This window comes from Rhizobium sp. P2_G9, assembly GCF_056403475.1.
Genome location: NZ_JBFUFK010000045.1, coordinates 26,612 through 42,531 on the forward strand (window position 1 = coordinate 26,612; position 15,920 = coordinate 42,531).

Here is a 15,920-nt window from a genome sequence, read left to right on the forward strand (position 1 = left end):
CGGCAATCCCGAAGGAATCATCATGTCCGCCCAACGCTCGAACAGAGCGCTCGTCATCGCCGCCGTGATGGCGAGCATGGCGATGATCGCCATTGAAGCCACCATCGTTGCCACAGCCATGCCGCAGATCGCCGCCGAGCTCGGCAATCTCAATCTCTATTCCTGGGTCTTCTCCTCCTTCCTGCTGGCGCAGACGACCATGACCGTGGTGTTCGGCAAGCTTGCCGACATCTATGGCCGCAAGCCGATCCTGATGATCGGCATCGCGATCTTCCTCACCGGCACGCTGCTGGCCGGCTTTGCCCATACGATGCCGGAAATGATCGCCTACCGCCTGCTGCAGGGCTTTGGCGCCGGCGCCATCCAGCCGGTGGCCATGACCGTCGTCGCCGATCTCTATCCCGGCCGCGAGCGCGGCAAGATCCAGGGCTATCTCGCCAGCGTCTGGGGCATATCCGCCGTTGTCGGGCCGCTGCTCGGCTCGCTCATCGTCCATACGCTCAGCTGGTCCTGGGTGTTCTGGATCAACATTCCGGTCGGCCTGGTCGCCGCCACCCTGTTCATCATCTTCCTGAGGGAAAGCGTGGAAAAGCGCAGCGAGACCGTGGATGTCATCGGCGCGGTGCTGTTTGCCATTGCCATGACGGCGCTGATGATYGGGCTCACCGATATCGAGGGCTCGTCGCCGACGCGCATCGGCATTGCTAGCGCTGTGTTCGTCACCAGCCTCGGCCTGTTTCTCTGGCAGGAGAGCCGGGCCAACCACCCGATGGTGTCCGTGGCGCTGTGGCGCAAGCGGCCGATCGCCACCGCCAATGCGGTCACCCTGCTCTCCAGCGTCGCCATGATGGGCCTGACCGCCTTCCTGCCGATCTATGTGCAGACCGTGCTGCAGCGCTCCGCCGTCGTCGCCGGCCTAGCGCTGACCATGATGCTGGTCGGCTGGCCGATTGCGGCGACCGTGTCGTCGCGGCTTTTCCATCGCCTCGGCGTCCGGCCGCTGATGATTACCGGCACGCTGTTTGCGCTGACCGGCGCCTCGTTCTTCGTCCTGCTCACACCCCAGAGTTCGCCGGTCCTGGCCGGCATCGGCTCGCTGATCATGGGTCTGGGCATGGGCACGATGAGCCTGCCGGCGCTGATGCTGATCCAGAATTCCGTCGACTGGAAGGAACGCGGTAGCGCCACGGCTTCCAACGTCTTCTCGCGCAATCTCGGCAGCACGCTCGGCGCCTCGATTTTCGGTGCGGTCTTGAACTATTGCCTGGCGCACTCCGCCGGCGCCGGCAATTTCGGCGCCGACCAGCTGCGCGGCCTGCTCAACGGCACCTCCGTCGTCTCGGCCGTCGAAGCGCCGCTGAGGCTGGCGCTGCAGGGTTCCCTGCACATCACCTTCAGCTCGATGCTGATCTTCGCCGTGCTGACCGTGCTGTCGAGCCTGTTCATCCCGCATGTGGATGTCGAGGGCGCGGCACAGGTGCGCGAAGTGCCGGGGCATTGACCTTTTACAGGGCATTCCGCCCGCCGAGGGCGGCGGAGCGCCTTGCAATTTCAGGTCACGAAACTGTCGGCTGTCAGATTGCCGTGCATGTCCGGACCCCAGGGCGTGTCGTTGCCGAGCTTAACGATCCACCAATCATCGGTGTCGTTCTGATAATAGTTCCATTTCGGGCTGTCGTTGGTCATGTCGATTTCGCCGCCCGGCGCGATCAGGTAATAGCCGCTCTCATCCGATTTCTGCTCGATGCTCTGGACGATCTCCTTGATCTGAAAGGCCGTCAGGTCGATCTTGTCGCCGGCAGCGAAGTCGGTGAAATTGAATGTCTCGGTATGGCCGACCCCATTGTTGACCTGCGAGGGGTCGACGCCCTTGACAGGTGCGATGAACACCGTGTCGTTGCCGGCGCCGGTCTTCACCGAGATCGGATGGGGCTGGATGACGTTGATGTCGATATGGATCGTGTCGCTCTTCTTGGACAGCGTGATGCTGTCGAAATCGTTGAGCTGCAGCCGGACATCGCCGTTGACTGGGTTCTTCAGCACCAGTTTCTCGACATTCTTGACGTCGAAATCGCCCGCCGCCTGTAGCAGCATCGTGTCCTTGCCGCCGCCCTTGTCCTCGGTGATCGTGTCGCCCTGGGAATCGACGGCATAGGTGTCGTTGCCTTTGCCGCCGGTCATGTCGTCGTCGCCCCGGCCGCCGATCAGCAGGTCGTTGCCGCCATGGCCGGTGAGCGTGTCGTCGCCGCCCTGGCCGAACAGGGCGTTTGATGAATTGGCCACCGAGCCACCCCCGACCTTGAGGGCATCCTTGGCCTCAAGCGTATCGGATTTTTCCGTGCCGTTGAGCAGCATGTTGAGCTTGTAGGCATGCGAATATTCCTTGGCGACTTCGGCCAGCAGCGGGGTCGCCTGCTGGGTGAACTGCTGTGCCGATTTGATGCCCCAGGAACCGTCGCGCTCGATGATCGTGTCGTAGACGTCCTTGCCGCCGCGATCGGTGCCGTCGAACAGGTAGCCGAGATTCTTGGCGATGTCGTTTATCGTGTGGTCTGCCGCGACGATGCCGACGCGTGAGGATTCGTCGATGCGCCGGTTCTCGTTCTCGAACTGGTGATTGTAGCGGATTTCGTACCACAGGGCGCCGCGCATGTCGTTGTTGAGCGCCCATTTGATGCCGTTGCCGATCAGCGTCTTGGCATTGTAGTAGAGCGACAGCAGCGCCGCGCGCTCGACGGAATCGGCGATCGACGCGCCGCCGGCAGACAGCGCGTTGGTCAGCCCGTCGTCGTATTTCTTGTCGATGACGCCGGCATCGCCGAACAGCGTCTCTTTCAACAGATCATCCTGCTGCTGGCCGGTCAGCGAAATGCTCTGCAACGCCGCCTGCTGGGCCGCCGTGCCGCCGGTGCCTTCGACAATCCGCTTGAACATCATATAGTCGAGCGTCACCTTCGTGCCGCCGACGTCAATCTTGCCGCCGGACTTGTAGGTCTTGATCAGCGCCATTCCCTGCTGCTGCTCCGCGGTCAAGCCGTCGAGCACCCAGGAAAGCGCCTTGTTGATCGTGGTATAATCGAAAGCATCGATATTGAAGCCGCGCCCGATCGTCGGATGCGGGTCACTCGGCGTATTGACATAGAATATCGTGCCGTTGCCTTCATAATTACGGATGAGATTGACCGCATAGGTCTCGAATGCGTCATGCGAAAGCGAACTCAAAGAAGAAAGTGTCATTGCCAGTCCTCCTCCATCTCTTCCCCCAAGGTATTGTATGCCTGGGAAGTGCCGACCGTAAGACTATCACGCATCCTGGCCCGTCATTATTCATGATGATGATGTTCAAGGCGAAGTTTGAGCGGAAGAGTTGCTTTTCTTGAGTAACTCATCCAGCGGCTGGCATGGACACTGCTTGTAGTCGACCCATTTCGCCGGCAACTCTGCCCCATCCTGCGGACGGCTGGCCGATCTTTCCACCGCCCGACCGAGCCGAAGACGCTTTCCGAACTGCTGACAAAATGGCTCGGGGGAGCACGTGCCCCGATTTCCCTCACTGCTGTCCTCGGACGTGCCCCAGGGATCGGTCGCAGGGATGAGGGCGGAATACATTGCGGCGCCGGTCAGAAACCCGACGCCAACCAGAATGCCAGTCGCGAAGGTTATTTCTCCGATGGCTTACCTGATTTCACCAGGGATGCGTAAGCTTTTGCATATTCGATCACGCCGGCCTTCTCTTTCAAATATTTCATGCCGTCGTGTTCAATGAGCGTGTCATAAAGGTATGCGTCGAGTTGCAGCGTTTTCTCTTCAGACCGAAGCGCCACCGAAACAACGATCCCCTGCTTGCTTTCGATCTCCCAATGCAAGGCGGGTCTCAGCTCAATGATCTTCGACCCAATCTTGACCACGGCATTGGCAAATTCAGCACATCCGTTTTCCGGCGGATATTTGTCGCTGACGATCCTGGCCCACCAGTTCTCGGTCACGACGCTTTTTGCATTCGGGCCGAGCATGCGGAGAAACAGATCCGTCCTGATCTTGTAGGTGACGAAAACCGCATATGGCCCGGGCGGCGTTTTCTTCGCTCCCTCACGATACGCCGCCGCCCAATTGATCCAGAACGCATAGTACGTTTTCGTGTTCAGCTTCTCGACCAAAACGAGCTGATCATGCGGGCCGAACCACGCTGCCTCATCCCCCTCCATCTTGGCGAAGTCGGCATCGTTGTGCCACTTGCCCACCGACACCATCCGGTGAAACTGCTTTTCGCTCAGCGCGCGATGTCTGCGCTTTCTCATGATCGCAGCGCTCACCGGCGGCTGCATGGGCTGCATCTGGCACTGATAGAGCGGATTGGGCAGCACCGGCCTGATCTCGATCGAAGACAGCCAGAATACGAAATGCTCGCCGCCCTGGGCGAGGATTGCGGAGGTCAATACCAGCACTTTTGCAAAAAGCCCGATCATCTGCAGCATGCATGCCCTCGGCGACGGAAATCAAAAGCAGGTTGTTGGCGAACCTGGATACCGTTTTGCACGCTCAACGCAACCCGTCACAGCTCTCCCGACCTATGTCCAGGGCATTGCCGGTTTTTTTTACCCGTCGGAAAAGCAGGGACCGGCATTGTTGAAACATTCCTCGCGTTGCGCCCGGTCGCGGTCCCGGCCAGTGCTACCTACATCCCTCACGCGAAAAGTCGGAATGCGCTCCAACCGACAAACACCAGCCAGGCGAGTTCCAGCAGCAGGGCGCAAAAAAACCAGTACCGGACATGATGAACTTGCTTGTGAGCGGCAGACAACTTACGCCGTGTCACCGTCGACAGCGGCCTGACAGTCCCAGGGAGCGGGATGTCCAGTCGGATACTCTCTCATCATCCCAGCAGGGCTCAATCATAAAATGTCCGCTGCTGGCAGTAGGAATCAAAAAACTAGACGTTGACATCTCTGCCGGCAGTCTCTATTTGTAGTTTATCGAGATTTGCTTGCTGAGCTTTGGTTATCGCGCGTTTGGCATCGTGCCCTGAACGAACCTTTCCTTTCAAAAATCGCTGTTCGTCATCGCTGCGCTCACCCGTCGCGGTTCTTCAATATTGCTATGAAAGGGTTCATCATGACCACTGGCACAGTTAAATGGTTCAATTCCACCAAAGGCTTCGGCTTTATTCAGCCTGACAATGGCGGCCCCGACGCCTTTGTTCATATTTCGGCCGTCGAGCGCGCCGGAATGCGCGAAATCGTCGAAGGCCAGAAGATCGGCTACGATATGGAGCGCGACAACAAGTCGGGCAAAATGTCGGCTTGCAATCTGCAATCTGCATAATTTGGCATCTGCTTTCCTTTGACCACGGATGTACTGGCACTGTCGAGAGCGCGATGCGAACCAAGGTCAGGCAATTTGCCTGGCCTTTTTTGTTGCCGTGGCATTCCCGGCAAATAGCAGCAAATCACTGCTTACCTGTTGAGGTCCGGCCAAAAATTCCGGAGATTTATCGTGGAAAAGAACGAACTACAGGCGATTAACACCGCATGGCAAATCGCCATGCAGGAGATCCTGCGCATGGTGGTGCGCGACATCTATAAAACAGGCGACGAAGCCAGCTTCAACGCACATATCAGGCGAATTGAAGAGGCGGCTGTCGATAGTATATACGCCGGCCTGATGCTACGTGGGACTGACGATTGGACAGAGACGCTGGTTAAAGAAAAAGCCAGCAATTTCGTGACCAGCCTGCTCACATCATTTACCTTCGACCGCGCCTAAGTCCCGTCCCCGCGAACAGTTGAGTTCGCCAGGCGAGATGTTCGGGTTTAATCATTGCTCGCACGTGCGAGCTATCCCTTTCAGGATCGTATCATGACAGAGACATATAGCAGATCCCGCCGACAGGCCGAGATTGCCTTCGGCAAAGAGCAAACCGAGTTCTTCGCTCGGGGACAAGCCGTTCAAGCGCTTGACGCGGTCGCCCAGGCGCGCGACGAAAAGACCTTGCGGTTGCGAGAGGCTCGGAAGGCAAAAGAATTACTCGATCGCCTGTCGGCCGCCACTCCCATCACCCGGAAAACCGCTATTTCCTAGATGCCAACGTTGGCTCCCCCCAGCATCAAGCGGACGTTGTAATCTCCCTGGAATCCAGCGGTTTCAGAGTTTTTGAGGCCTCGAACGCAGACGAAGCCATAGAAATCTTGAACCAACATTCAGACATCCATCTCGTTTTCACGGATATCGACATGCCGGGCAGTATGGACGGCTTGAAGCTAGCAAGCGCGGTGCGCGATAGGTGGCCGCCGATTAAGATCATCGTAACGTCGGGAAACCGCCATCTCAGCGATGACATGCTGCCGGTTCAAGGGAGGTTCTTTGACAAGCCTTATAATCCAATACGGGTCATAGGGGCGATCAAAGAGATGGTGTTGGCGTAGTTTCGATTATTCGATTGATGCGCGCGGCAATTTTCATTTGTCGCGCGGTCTGTGAACAAATCGACGCTTCCCTCAGGAAGGCTGCCGCCAATGGTGGCATCAAATATTGGGAAGTTTACCCGGATATACGCTTCCTCCTTCCCTTGGAAGGTGCCTTCTGCCAGTTGCGGGAAGCAATCATCTTGTGTGAGACTTCCGATATATGACAATGCGCATCCATCGTATATACGATGGGGAAAGCGTATAAATATCAACCAATTGGACGTGCGGTGGGGCGGGTTCCGTTCCGAAAATTAAGCCCCCGCCCCGTGTAACAGGCGTGTTTATCAAGAAAACATGCCAACATTTCTGTTGACTTGAAAACGGTGTTTCGACGCTCTGTCGACATGCTCATCGGATATGGTCGTGTCTCCCCTCAGGATCAGAACCTCGACTCTTTCTCTGTCCATACTGTGGTCGAAAAGGCCTCACTTCCGATAAGTAATGCTTATCTAAATCCAGAATTATAGTGTCTTACATATGGATGTGCGGCATATATTAAATCGTATATTACTATTTTTTCAATAATATACTTTTGAAAGCCTGCCGGCAGAACAAAGCGTGGCGGGATGCCGGCCTGCCGCAGATCAGCGGCGGGCTGCTAATGCTCGGTGCGTGGGGTCCCGTGCGCCTTGACGATCGCGTGGCCTCTTTGCCATAGAGTTCTTCGAAATGATCGAAGCTCTTTGAGAAATAGCCGGGGCATCGAGGACGGCTTCGGCGTCAGCGAGCCGAGCCGAAGAGGCTTTCTCAACCGCTGACAAAGTGGCTTGGCGGAGCGGTCAAATAACCGAATTTGTCGCTGTAAGGACTGGCAAAAGCGTGGGCGGACCAAAGCATAGAAGAATGCTGGCGCAGGGCCCGGGCCAGCGTTGTATCCCTCACGCGAAAAGTCGGAATGCGCTCCAACCGACAAACACGAGCCAGGCGAGTTCCAGCAGCAGGGCGCAGTAAAACCAGACCTGGATCATCCAACGCTCCACAACAAGATGATCAAGGCCACGAGAACCACAAGGACTATCCATCGAATGACGGCCGGCTTTCGTCGCGATCGCGGCTGATGGATGTAGTGAAAGTAGTAAAAATCCGGTTTCTGTGCCGTGACCAGGTTGCTGTAGACGCCGGGGGAAATATCACGATGGACTATCTTGCTGAAGCGGCCGGACCAGATGGTAAGTTTCTTGGTTTCGGCGTCGTAGAAGGCACTTCGAAGCCGTGTTGAATTCAGGGAAACGACCGAATTCTTCTTTGGTGCAATATCGGTATTGGCCATCGGGGCTACCTTGATCTACAAAACTCGGAATAGCGCAAGAGTCGCGTCGGCAGATGTGTTTGTAAAGTTTGTCGCCCTCACCCTCCCCTCCAATCCAAGCCACCCCGAGGCCGAGGCAAATTGGCCGTTGTTCATCAACGCATATTACCCGATCACGGACAGCGGCCATGGCAACGTTTGACAGAGAGAGGCGGCGAGCCCCGTCAAGCACGCCCTCGCTCCGGTAGCCGAGGCTGCTCCGGCCTCAGAAGAACAGAGGCTCCAGCGCAACCATCGCGGCCACAGCCGCCACGATCCCGAAAACGTAGGTCCAGAATGTGTCGCTGATGTACCAGAGCTTACGATCCTCGATCACGTTCTTCAGATGATTGGCCATATTGCCGAACTCACCACCCTGCCCGTCGTGAAGCATGATCGTTTCGTTCAATTCCCTGGTATTTGCTTTGGTGGCCCGAATGAGCAAGTCGGCAATGGTCTCGCCTCGCTTCAACTCGAACGCCATGCCCAGTCTCCCTCACCGCGCAACGCCGGCGCCCGCTCCTCCGAGCTGCCTTCTACATCCCGGCGCCAACATCTCGACGCCAACATTCCGACGCAAGTGCGAGAGTATGACGAAAACAACGTGGCCCGACAACGCCCCTTAAAGTCGTATTCCTCCTCCCGCTTCCGTATAATGTAAGCGCGGAATGTCAGACCGGCAGTTCCGTTCGGCAACGCCTCGCGACAGGCCGGTTGACGAATGGCGCCGGCATCGATCCGTCACCGCGGGATTACCAGACCGCGCTTCGCCCGGCGGGCTTGGAGCATGTCGTCTGAAAGCGGGAACCGATGTCAGAATAAAGACATGCGTAAAAACAAAAGTTTACAGCGCGGTTCCGATTCCATCGGAACACAAAGCGCCTACGGCCGCCGGGCTTTTTCGTGCGCTTTCGCACGCGGAACATTGCGACACGCCGCAAGTTTGCAAATCGTGGAAGTGACCACCCTTTCGGCTTCATCGCAAACCGCCGGAAGGAGGCCCGCCTCTCCCGGGGCGGGCCAACCTCTGGCCACGCATCGGTCGGCTCGAGCGCCGGTCGATCCCGTGGTCGGCGCGCCGCGGACCGGCATCAGGCCTTCCTGAAGACTTCGATGAACCTGGTCCCGCAGTGATCGATGATCCTGGTGGAGACCGCACCGAGCTTCTGAAGTTCGGTCAGCCCCTGCATTTCCTGGTCATCCACATGTTCCTCGATGAGCCAGAGGCGGCCGGCCTTGCCGAGCCGCGATGCCACTGTCAGCATCATCAGAAGCTGTTGCGCCCCATGTCCGATTGCCATTGTCGACGACTCCCGGCGGTTCAGTGCGACAGACAATGCGGCGACAGATCGGAAAGCATAGATATTCGGCCGCCCCCGCCTTCGTCTGCATCACAAGGCAATCTGCAGATCATACCGGGATGGTCCGGACAGCGGGAGCGGCCTTGCAGGCTACCTGTTTGCGGGGTGCGGTCTCCTGCCAAGTTAAAACTTTTCATCACTCTATTCTGTTCCTGAATTGGCTGGAAAACGACTTGGAATGGCAATTTTCTCCAGCAAGAATATCATTTCTACTTATTGGGGAATGAGAGTTCTACCTTAACGATGCATTGGCTTGGAGCTTCTCCTTATAGGAAATTGGAAATCAAACTCCAGCTGACCGAGCCGAAGAGATAAGTGACGAGGATCAGCGCGCAAAAGACGCGCACGTACCGAAATCGCCGCTGAAACTCTGTCTCCATTTCGCACACCCCGACGCTGCCGGGAGTCGAGGAGCAAGAAGTGGGCCAGATCGATCGCGTCCATGCCGACGCCGTGCAGCAAATCCACCTGCCGGCATGCGCGCTCGCCCCGCCTGGCGGCGAGGTCTCGTCACCTCGGACGCAAAAATCAGGTCGTGATTGGCGACAGCAAAATTCTGTCACCGACAGCCGCGACGGTTCCCACCGGCTCGTGCGTTCGTCTTGCATCGAAGGATAATTCGACGAAAAGCCCCTGGTTTTCGAAGGTTTGCAATTCGCGTATCAATTGCACGATCGTTTTGCCGCGGACCACGAAGTCCGGCAACGTTTCTCCCGCATATGAACTTTCCAGATTCTCCAGAACGCAGAGGCGACCGTGTTTGCCAACGAGGCTGATGGGCTTGGGGGTCAAGCCGCCCTCTCGCAGGATTTCGACGCAAAGCTGTTGATTTTCAAAGATCTTCAATTCGGAAATAAGCTGTTCGATGGTTTTTCTATGAGGCATGACGCTTCCAGGCTGCCGACAAAGCTGTTTCGGGTCGGGGAACGCCGGCGCCGCCGGCCATCTCCGCTTCCTTGAGCAGTTCAGGGGTGACCGGCACCTGCGGCACAAGCGCGTCGACCAGTGTCTCGAATGTCTTCTCCCGCCGCCGCTCGACCAGGGTCTGGATCAGCGGGTTCCGACTGCAGACAATGACGGATAAGCTCCTATAACCACATCCGCCACCAAGGCTTCTGCTCGTCCCGGATGGTGGCATGCATTTTGGCAAACAGAGCGTCCCAGTAAGATTTCTCGTAAGCGCCGGCGTCATACTCGACCTCGTATGAGACGACGTCGCCGTGTTGGTCAAACTCGATATCGTAGGAATATCCGTTCTTGTGCACTTTTTCGACGTCGCAGTCGTCGAGGCCCGTCACTGCAGTCCCTTCCGTCCCGAAGCAGTAAAGTCCCATGGCGTGGGCGTCGGAGGACTTTGCTCCGCTCATCGGCCTCTTGTCGACCCTGATCAGAGGTTTGCCGTATTTGGCAATCAAGTCAGCCTCGACCGCTTGTCGCGTCCGATGCGTCTGCCCAGGCTGATATCGAAACTCCACACGCTGGCTGATGGAATTCACTCCACCCTGTCCAGGCAGAAGCCTCACGACCACGATTGCTTTTTTGGATTTATCTTCGGATTCCTTGAGGAAATCCAACCGCGTGACATAGTCGTCCGTCGCAAGGGACTTGCCATCAACGCCGGCGGCACTTTTACCGTGGAACCAAAGCGTGGTGGTATAGCCGTTTGCCATCGCCTGGTCATAGATTTTCCTGGCAGGCATGTCGACGCGAAATCCACCGGCTTCGAAGTCAGGTTTCGGCTGCTGGATCGCCGGCACGATAGGCTCAAGCGCCGCGACCGTGCGGACGGGAACCTCGGCGTGGGAATTCCAGGCAATGGCGGCGAAGGCCATGGTCGGGATGAGCAGGCGCAGCCGAAATTTGCCGGCCAGTGTCGCAAGACCGGCGCCGGCCTTGGCATTGGTTCCGGGGGTGATGAAAAGCGCTGCGGTGAGAGGACGAGTCATTTGCATGTCAACCAATGGGAAAGACGTGAAGCCGCCGGTTCAGGATATTGCCCGGCCGTATGGGGTTGGATAACCGGTGCAGGCTTGGCCCGCTGTTTCCGCTGGAACAGCGTCGGCGATCAGCTTAGGCCGTTCCGGGAGGACGGGATATCCGAAACGAGATGTTCACGTGATCTGAGGTCGGACGTCATGGTGGTCAATCTGGCACTTGGTCGTTCCGACTGTCGATAATGACGGACAAGCGCTCATCACCACTTCAGCCACCAAGACGTCTGCTCGCCCTGGATCACGGCATCCATTTTGCCATACAGAGCGTCCATGTAGGATTTCTCGTATCTGCGGGCGTCATACTCGACCTCGTATGAGACGACGTCGCCGTGTTGGTCAAACTCGATGTCGTAAGAATATCCGTTCTTGTGCGCTCTATCGATGTCGCAGTCGTCGAGGTCGGTTGTTGCGGCCCGGTCCATGTCGAAGCAGTAAAGTCCCATGGCGTGTGAGGACTTTGCGTCGCGCGCCGACTGTTCGACCGTGATCAGCGGTGCGCCGTACTTGGCAATCAAGTCAGCCCAGACCTCGCGTCGCGTCCGGTGCGTCTGCCCTGGCTGATATCGAAACTCGACACGCTGCTTGATGGAATTCACCCCACCCTGTCCAGGCAGAAGCTTCAAAATCACGATTGCTTTCTTGGATTTATCTTCGGATTCCTTGAGAAGATCCAGCTCCGTGATGTAGTCGTCGGTCGCAAGGGACTTGCCATTGACGGTGGAAGTACTTTTACCGCGGTACCCAAGCGTGTTGGTATAGCCGTTTGCCATCGCCTGCTTATAGATTTTCTCGGCAGGCGTATCGACGCGAAATCCACCGGCTTCGAAGTCCGGTTTCGGCTGCTGGATCGCCGGCACGATAGGCTCGAGCTCCGCGACCGTGCGGACGGGAACCTCGGCGTGGCAACTCCAGCCAACGGCGGCGAAGGCCATGGTCGGGATGAGCAGGCGCAGCCGAAATTTGCCGGCCGCCGTCGCAAGACCGGCGCCGGCCTTGGCAAGGGTTTCAGGGAGGATGAAAAGTGCTGCGGCGAGAGGACGGGTCATTTGCATGCGAACCAATAGATGAGACGTGAAGCTGCCGGGTCGGGACATTGTCCGGCCGTGTGGGGGTTAGATAGCTGGTGCGGGATTGGCTGGCTGTTTCCGCTGGAACAGCGGTAGCGAGCGGCGGAGATCGTACGGGCGGGGGAGTTCCACGGCGTCAGCGCGTCGATTTCGCTGCTTGGCCGTCCATTGGCTCAGCCGCGGCCAGGTGTATGATCGGATGCAAACAGCGGTGTTCAAATGCCTGGGGGACACTCTTTGTTGCGAGAAAGTAGAGGTTTGACTTGATAATGTGTTTATCACCACGTCCCGATTTTCAGCGGCGCGTGGTTAGCAGGTGATGTGAAAATGAATAGTTTCCGCCATGAATGAAGATATCCAGAAGTTGTACGAAATTGCGATGGCCCGGCAGCCACACGAGCATGACATCTCTTCAATCGTACCTATCATACGTCCGTACGACTGGCTGGACGGTAGCTACATGCGGCCAATCGTTCCACTGGCCGATCTCCCTTTCTCCTTGGCATGGGCCGTTTGGAGCGCCCCGCACATATTGATCTACGTAAGTTATGAGATGGCCCAGTATTGGGAGGATACCGGTGTGGACTGGCCTGAAAAGGCGATGGAAAATCTGCAAAGGATGGCGCAGTCAAAGCGTATGAGTGGCGCCAGAAAAGACGAACGCGGCAAGACGACCATTGTCGCGATGCTTACCGACGATGCCATCGGGCCATCACGACTGTTGATCCCCGACCTCTTTGTAGACATCTTCGGAGAGGACTACATGGTTGCTATTCCCGAGCAAACTTGCGCAATTGCTTACGCTAATGATCTGCCTGAGAGCGAAATGGCCGCTGCAGACGGTCTGATCGAAGGCTGCTACCGAAGTGGCACGACACCATTTTCACCGGAGCGATTCGAGGCCAGTCGCTTCATGCTTAAGCAAGTGGCGGTTAAACTCACTTATGACTGAAAGCATGTACTTGGTGTTGCATTGAGCCGACTTGGAACACCGAGTTCATATCCGCTGCCTCGCATTTCGCATCATTCGTCGAAAACCCACCCCTGCGGAAAACAGGATGAGGGAGGATAATTGACGCCATTCCTCACGACCCTGGCCACGTCACCGTCGCACTCCCCACCCCCTGCCCATTCCTTCACCACCCCACAAAATTTTAGCATCACTAAAAAAGCATATTGACAAGTACCCGGTTTTGAATTTCCTATTGAAGAAATACTAAAAAAATCCAGGGTGAACAGTGAAGACCGAACCCATGACCGATGACGACATCGGCGCGGCGGATATCAATCCGCTGGGCGAACGCCTGCGCGAACGGCGCAAGCAGATGAAGCTGACGCTGCAGGAGGTCGCGGATGCCGCGGGCTTCTCGGTCGGCTTCATATCGCAGATCGAGCGCGGCATCACCGTGCCGTCGCTGGTGTCGCTCGTCGCCGTCTGCCGGGTGCTGAAGGTCGAGATCGGCTCGTTCTTCCAGCAGCCCAAGGTGAATGCGCCCGTCACCCGGCATGAAAGCCGGCCGATCTATGGTCTGGGTGCGCTCAACGGCAAGGACGTCACCTATGAGCGGCTGTCCGCCTCCTTCCCCGGCAATGTCCTGCGCAGCACCATCATGCATGAGCCGCCGGGCTACCGCAGCGAGGCCATGTCGCATGAGGGCGAGGAGATCTTCTACATCGTCGACGGCGAACTGACGCTCGAGCTCGACGGCGAGACACTGATCCTCGAGGCCGGCGATACCGCCCATTTTCCGTCGACGCGCCGGCACGCCACCTGGAACCACACGGACAGGCCGACCACCGTTWTCCACACCTGCACGATGGACGTCTTCGGCGACGGCGAGCCATCGGGCGACCCGAATACCAGCCTGGTCGTCACCCGGGCTGCACACCGGCGCAGCGCGCCAAAACCGCTGAAAATCAGCAAGGGGAACAAGACATGAAAACAGGGTTGAAGATGATCGGCGCGGCGCTTCTCGCCGCTGCATCGATCCATTCCTATGCACATGCCGAAACCGTGCTCCGTCTCGACGAGGCCCCGATCGGCGAAATCGACCCCGGCAAGGCCTCGGACTATGCCGACACGATCCTGATGTTCAATCTCTATGACACGCTGGTCATGCCCAAGGCGGGCCAGCCGGGCTTCGACCCGATGCTGTCGACCGGCTGGACGTCGGATGGCAAGACCTACACGTTCAAGCTCCGCACCGACGTCAAGTTTCAGAGCGGCAATCCGCTGACCGCCGATGACGTGGTCTTCTCCTATGACCGCATGCAGAAGCTCGGCCAGGGCTATTCCTACCTCTACACCAATGTGGTCAAGGCCGAAGCCGTCGATGCCGCCACGGTGAAGTTCACGCTGAAGGATCCCTCGGCGCCGTTCATCTCCACCCTCGTCCACCTGCCGGTTATCGACAAGAAGACGGTTCTTGCCAATCTCGGCAAGGGTGACGGCGAGATGAAGGACTGGGGCCAGGCCTATCTTTCCGGCCACACCGCCGGCACCGGCGCCTATACGCTCGTCTCGCAGAACCCGCAGTCCGAGACTGTGATGAAGAAGAACCCGAACTACTTCCTCGGCATGCCGAAGAAGGCGCCGGATACGGTTCGCTTCCGCTACGGCCTGGAAGCCGCCACGGTGCGCACGCTGATCTCCCAGGGCCAGCACGAAATCTCCTCGCAATGGCTGCCGCCGGAAGTGCTGAAGTCTCTGGCCGCCGATGGCAACCAGCTGCTGTTCGAGCGCGGCGTGTCGGAATATTACATCAAGATCAACACCGCCAAGCCCCCGTTCGACGATGTCGAATGCCGCCTCGCGGTGACCTATGCCTTCGACTATGACGCCGGCATCAAGATGGTCGCGGTCACCAACAATGTCTCGCTCGGCAGCCTGGCGACCGGCGCGCTCCCGTCCGGCATGCTGGGCTCGCTGCCATCAGACCAGGCGACGCACAAGGACATCGCCAAGGCTAGGGAGCATCTGGCCAAGTGCAAGTACAAGCCCGAGGACATGAAGGTCCAGCTCTCCTGGATCGGCGAAGTGCCGCTCGAAGAGCGTTTTGCGTTGCTGATGCAGGCCAATTTCGCCGAACTCGGCATCAAGGCGGAAGTGCGCAAGGTGCCGTGGGCGCTGTTCACCGACATGGTGACCAAGCCCGAGACGACGCCGAGCATTTCCCAGGTCTTCGTGTCGACGGCGACGGGTGACCCCGACACGCTGCTCTACAACATGTACTATTCCAAGCTCGGCGGCACCTGGATGTCGCCGGAACACCTGAGCGACGCCAAGGTCGACGAGCTGCTCGACAAGGGCCGCACCGCACCCGAGGCAGACCGCAAGGCGATCTACGAGGAGCTGAACAAGCGGCTGAAGGAATTGGCCCCGTCGATCTATGCGCAGGACCAGACGGCGGTGTTTGCGGCGAGGAAGGGCATTGTGGTGCCGGCGCTGTCGGACCCGAAGAAGGCGTTCGGGGTGTCCGGGTTTGGGTTTACGTTCCGGTTGATGGAAGTGAATGAGTAAGTCATCGGTGACGGTGGGTGAGGCCATGCCTGCTTCACCCCTCACCAACTTCGGCCAAGGCCTCGCAAGTGCTCGTCCGGCCTTCGTATCCTCTCCCGCAAGGGGCGAGGAAAAACTCGCGGCACCGACTTACCACAAGCAAGGCCTGCGCTTGAGGCACCCTACCTCTCCCCTTGCGGGAGAGGATAGCAAGGCCGGGTGAGCATAGCGAACCCTTGGCCGCGCT

The 15,920-nt window shown here is 57.9% G+C and carries 17 protein-coding genes; 8 read left to right on the forward strand and 9 right to left on the reverse strand.

The features are described from left to right. Nucleotides 1-22: 22 nt before the first annotated feature. Nucleotides 23-1,501: an MDR family MFS transporter gene (locus AC1DYF_RS30650; protein WP_477881386.1), complete on the forward strand. Its 1,479-nt coding sequence runs from the start codon at nucleotides 23-25 to the stop codon at nucleotides 1,499-1,501. A gap of 50 nt (nucleotides 1,502-1,551) precedes the next feature. Here the strand turns inward: AC1DYF_RS30650 and AC1DYF_RS30655 are convergent, their stop codons facing one another. Continuing rightward, entirely contained in the window at nucleotides 1,552-3,237 is a 1,686-nt protein-coding gene (locus AC1DYF_RS30655) for a hypothetical protein (protein WP_477881387.1), read from the reverse strand. 422 nt (nucleotides 3,238-3,659) lie between these two features. Next, the gene (locus AC1DYF_RS30660; RefSeq protein ID WP_477881388.1) at nucleotides 3,660-4,475 is read right to left on the reverse strand and encodes a hypothetical protein; all 816 of its coding nucleotides are present in this window, start codon (nucleotides 4,473-4,475) and stop codon (nucleotides 3,660-3,662) included. A gap of 637 nt (nucleotides 4,476-5,112) precedes the next feature. On the opposite strand from AC1DYF_RS30660, the gene AC1DYF_RS30665 reads away from it, so the two are divergent. From AC1DYF_RS30665 to AC1DYF_RS30680, 4 genes are all read left to right on the forward strand, one after another. Further along, nucleotides 5,113-5,322: a cold-shock protein gene (locus tag AC1DYF_RS30665; RefSeq protein WP_477881442.1), complete on the forward strand. Its 210-nt coding sequence runs from the start codon at nucleotides 5,113-5,115 to the stop codon at nucleotides 5,320-5,322. A gap of 219 nt (nucleotides 5,323-5,541) precedes the next feature. Next, nucleotides 5,542-5,763: a hypothetical protein gene (locus AC1DYF_RS30670; RefSeq protein ID WP_477881443.1), complete on the forward strand. Its 222-nt coding sequence runs from the start codon at nucleotides 5,542-5,544 to the stop codon at nucleotides 5,761-5,763. A 93-nt stretch (nucleotides 5,764-5,856) separates the two neighbouring features. After that, nucleotides 5,857-6,078 (forward strand): hypothetical protein, encoded by a 222-nt coding sequence (locus tag AC1DYF_RS30675; RefSeq protein ID WP_477881445.1) that lies wholly within the window; start codon nucleotides 5,857-5,859, stop codon nucleotides 6,076-6,078. Nucleotides 6,079-6,125: 47 nt separating this feature from the next. After that, nucleotides 6,126-6,422 carry a response regulator gene (locus AC1DYF_RS30680; RefSeq protein WP_477881447.1) on the forward strand — a complete coding sequence of 99 codons (297 nt, stop codon included), beginning with the start codon at nucleotides 6,126-6,128 and terminating at the stop codon, nucleotides 6,420-6,422. Here the strand turns inward: AC1DYF_RS30680 and AC1DYF_RS30685 are convergent. The 7 genes from AC1DYF_RS30685 to AC1DYF_RS30715 form a co-directional block, all read right to left on the reverse strand. Continuing rightward, nucleotides 6,371-6,631 carry a hypothetical protein gene (locus AC1DYF_RS30685; RefSeq protein WP_477881390.1) on the reverse strand — a complete coding sequence of 87 codons (261 nt, stop codon included), beginning with the start codon at nucleotides 6,629-6,631 and terminating at the stop codon, nucleotides 6,371-6,373. The two genes, AC1DYF_RS30680 and AC1DYF_RS30685, sit on opposite strands and share 52 nt — an antisense overlap. Nucleotides 6,632-7,428: 797 nt before the next feature. Further along, nucleotides 7,429-7,734 carry a hypothetical protein gene (locus tag AC1DYF_RS30690; RefSeq protein ID WP_477881392.1) on the reverse strand — a complete coding sequence of 102 codons (306 nt, stop codon included), beginning with the start codon at nucleotides 7,732-7,734 and terminating at the stop codon, nucleotides 7,429-7,431. A 244-nt stretch (nucleotides 7,735-7,978) separates the two neighbouring features. After that, a complete protein-coding gene (locus AC1DYF_RS30695; RefSeq protein ID WP_477881394.1) occupies nucleotides 7,979-8,236 on the reverse strand; it encodes a hypothetical protein in 258 nt (85 codons plus the stop codon). Nucleotides 8,237-8,843: 607 nt separating this feature from the next. Beyond that, entirely contained in the window at nucleotides 8,844-9,053 is a 210-nt protein-coding gene (locus AC1DYF_RS30700) for a hypothetical protein (protein ID WP_477881395.1), read from the reverse strand. 588 nt (nucleotides 9,054-9,641) lie between these two features. Next, nucleotides 9,642-9,998, reverse strand: coding sequence for a hypothetical protein (locus tag AC1DYF_RS30705; protein WP_477881397.1), 357 nt, complete (start codon nucleotides 9,996-9,998; stop codon nucleotides 9,642-9,644). Nucleotides 9,999-10,201: 203 nt separating this feature from the next. Then, nucleotides 10,202-11,059, reverse strand: a complete 858-nt coding sequence (locus AC1DYF_RS30710) for a hypothetical protein (protein ID WP_477881398.1) — start codon at nucleotides 11,057-11,059, stop codon at nucleotides 10,202-10,204. 248 nt (nucleotides 11,060-11,307) lie between these two features. After that, the gene (locus AC1DYF_RS30715) at nucleotides 11,308-12,153 is read right to left on the reverse strand and encodes a hypothetical protein (protein ID WP_477881400.1); all 846 of its coding nucleotides are present in this window, start codon (nucleotides 12,151-12,153) and stop codon (nucleotides 11,308-11,310) included. 364 nt (nucleotides 12,154-12,517) lie between these two features. On the opposite strand from AC1DYF_RS30715, the gene AC1DYF_RS30720 reads away from it, so the two are divergent. The 3 genes from AC1DYF_RS30720 to AC1DYF_RS30730 all read left to right on the forward strand — a co-directional run bounded on the left by AC1DYF_RS30720 (nucleotide 12,518) and on the right by AC1DYF_RS30730 (nucleotide 15,694). After that, nucleotides 12,518-13,126: a hypothetical protein gene (locus AC1DYF_RS30720; RefSeq protein WP_477881401.1), complete on the forward strand. Its 609-nt coding sequence runs from the start codon at nucleotides 12,518-12,520 to the stop codon at nucleotides 13,124-13,126. 301 nt (nucleotides 13,127-13,427) lie between these two features. Continuing rightward, nucleotides 13,428-14,114 carry a helix-turn-helix domain-containing protein gene (locus tag AC1DYF_RS30725; protein WP_477881402.1) on the forward strand — a complete coding sequence of 229 codons (687 nt, stop codon included), beginning with the start codon at nucleotides 13,428-13,430 and terminating at the stop codon, nucleotides 14,112-14,114. Beyond that, nucleotides 14,111-15,694 (forward strand): ABC transporter substrate-binding protein, encoded by a 1,584-nt coding sequence (locus AC1DYF_RS30730; RefSeq protein WP_477881403.1) that lies wholly within the window; start codon nucleotides 14,111-14,113, stop codon nucleotides 15,692-15,694. Before AC1DYF_RS30725 ends, AC1DYF_RS30730 begins: the two co-directional genes overlap by 4 nt. Nucleotides 15,695-15,920 lie beyond the last annotated feature (226 nt).

Coding starts and splice junctions, on each gene's coding strand:
- AC1DYF_RS30655 (WP_477881387.1), bottom strand. CDS start 3,237: ATGACACTTTCTTCTTTGAGTTCGCTTTCGCATGACGCATTCGAGACC.
- AC1DYF_RS30660 (WP_477881388.1), bottom strand. CDS start 4,475: ATGCTGCAGATGATCGGGCTTTTTGCAAAAGTGCTGGTATTGACCTCC.
- AC1DYF_RS30665 (WP_477881442.1), top strand. CDS start 5,113: ATGACCACTGGCACAGTTAAATGGTTCAATTCCACCAAAGGCTTCGGC.
- AC1DYF_RS30670 (WP_477881443.1), top strand. CDS start 5,542: ATGCAGGAGATCCTGCGCATGGTGGTGCGCGACATCTATAAAACAGGC.
- AC1DYF_RS30675 (WP_477881445.1), top strand. CDS start 5,857: ATGACAGAGACATATAGCAGATCCCGCCGACAGGCCGAGATTGCCTTC.
- AC1DYF_RS30690 (WP_477881392.1), bottom strand. CDS start 7,734: ATGGCCAATACCGATATTGCACCAAAGAAGAATTCGGTCGTTTCCCTG.
- AC1DYF_RS30695 (WP_477881394.1), bottom strand. CDS start 8,236: ATGGCGTTCGAGTTGAAGCGAGGCGAGACCATTGCCGACTTGCTCATT.
- AC1DYF_RS30700 (WP_477881395.1), bottom strand. CDS start 9,053: ATGGCAATCGGACATGGGGCGCAACAGCTTCTGATGATGCTGACAGTG.
- AC1DYF_RS30705 (WP_477881397.1), bottom strand. CDS start 9,998: ATGCCTCATAGAAAAACCATCGAACAGCTTATTTCCGAATTGAAGATC.
- AC1DYF_RS30710 (WP_477881398.1), bottom strand. CDS start 11,059: ATGACTCGTCCTCTCACCGCAGCGCTTTTCATCACCCCCGGAACCAAT.
- AC1DYF_RS30715 (WP_477881400.1), bottom strand. CDS start 12,153: ATGACCCGTCCTCTCGCCGCAGCACTTTTCATCCTCCCTGAAACCCTT.
- AC1DYF_RS30720 (WP_477881401.1), top strand. CDS start 12,518: ATGAATGAAGATATCCAGAAGTTGTACGAAATTGCGATGGCCCGGCAG.
- AC1DYF_RS30730 (WP_477881403.1), top strand. CDS start 14,111: ATGAAAACAGGGTTGAAGATGATCGGCGCGGCGCTTCTCGCCGCTGCA.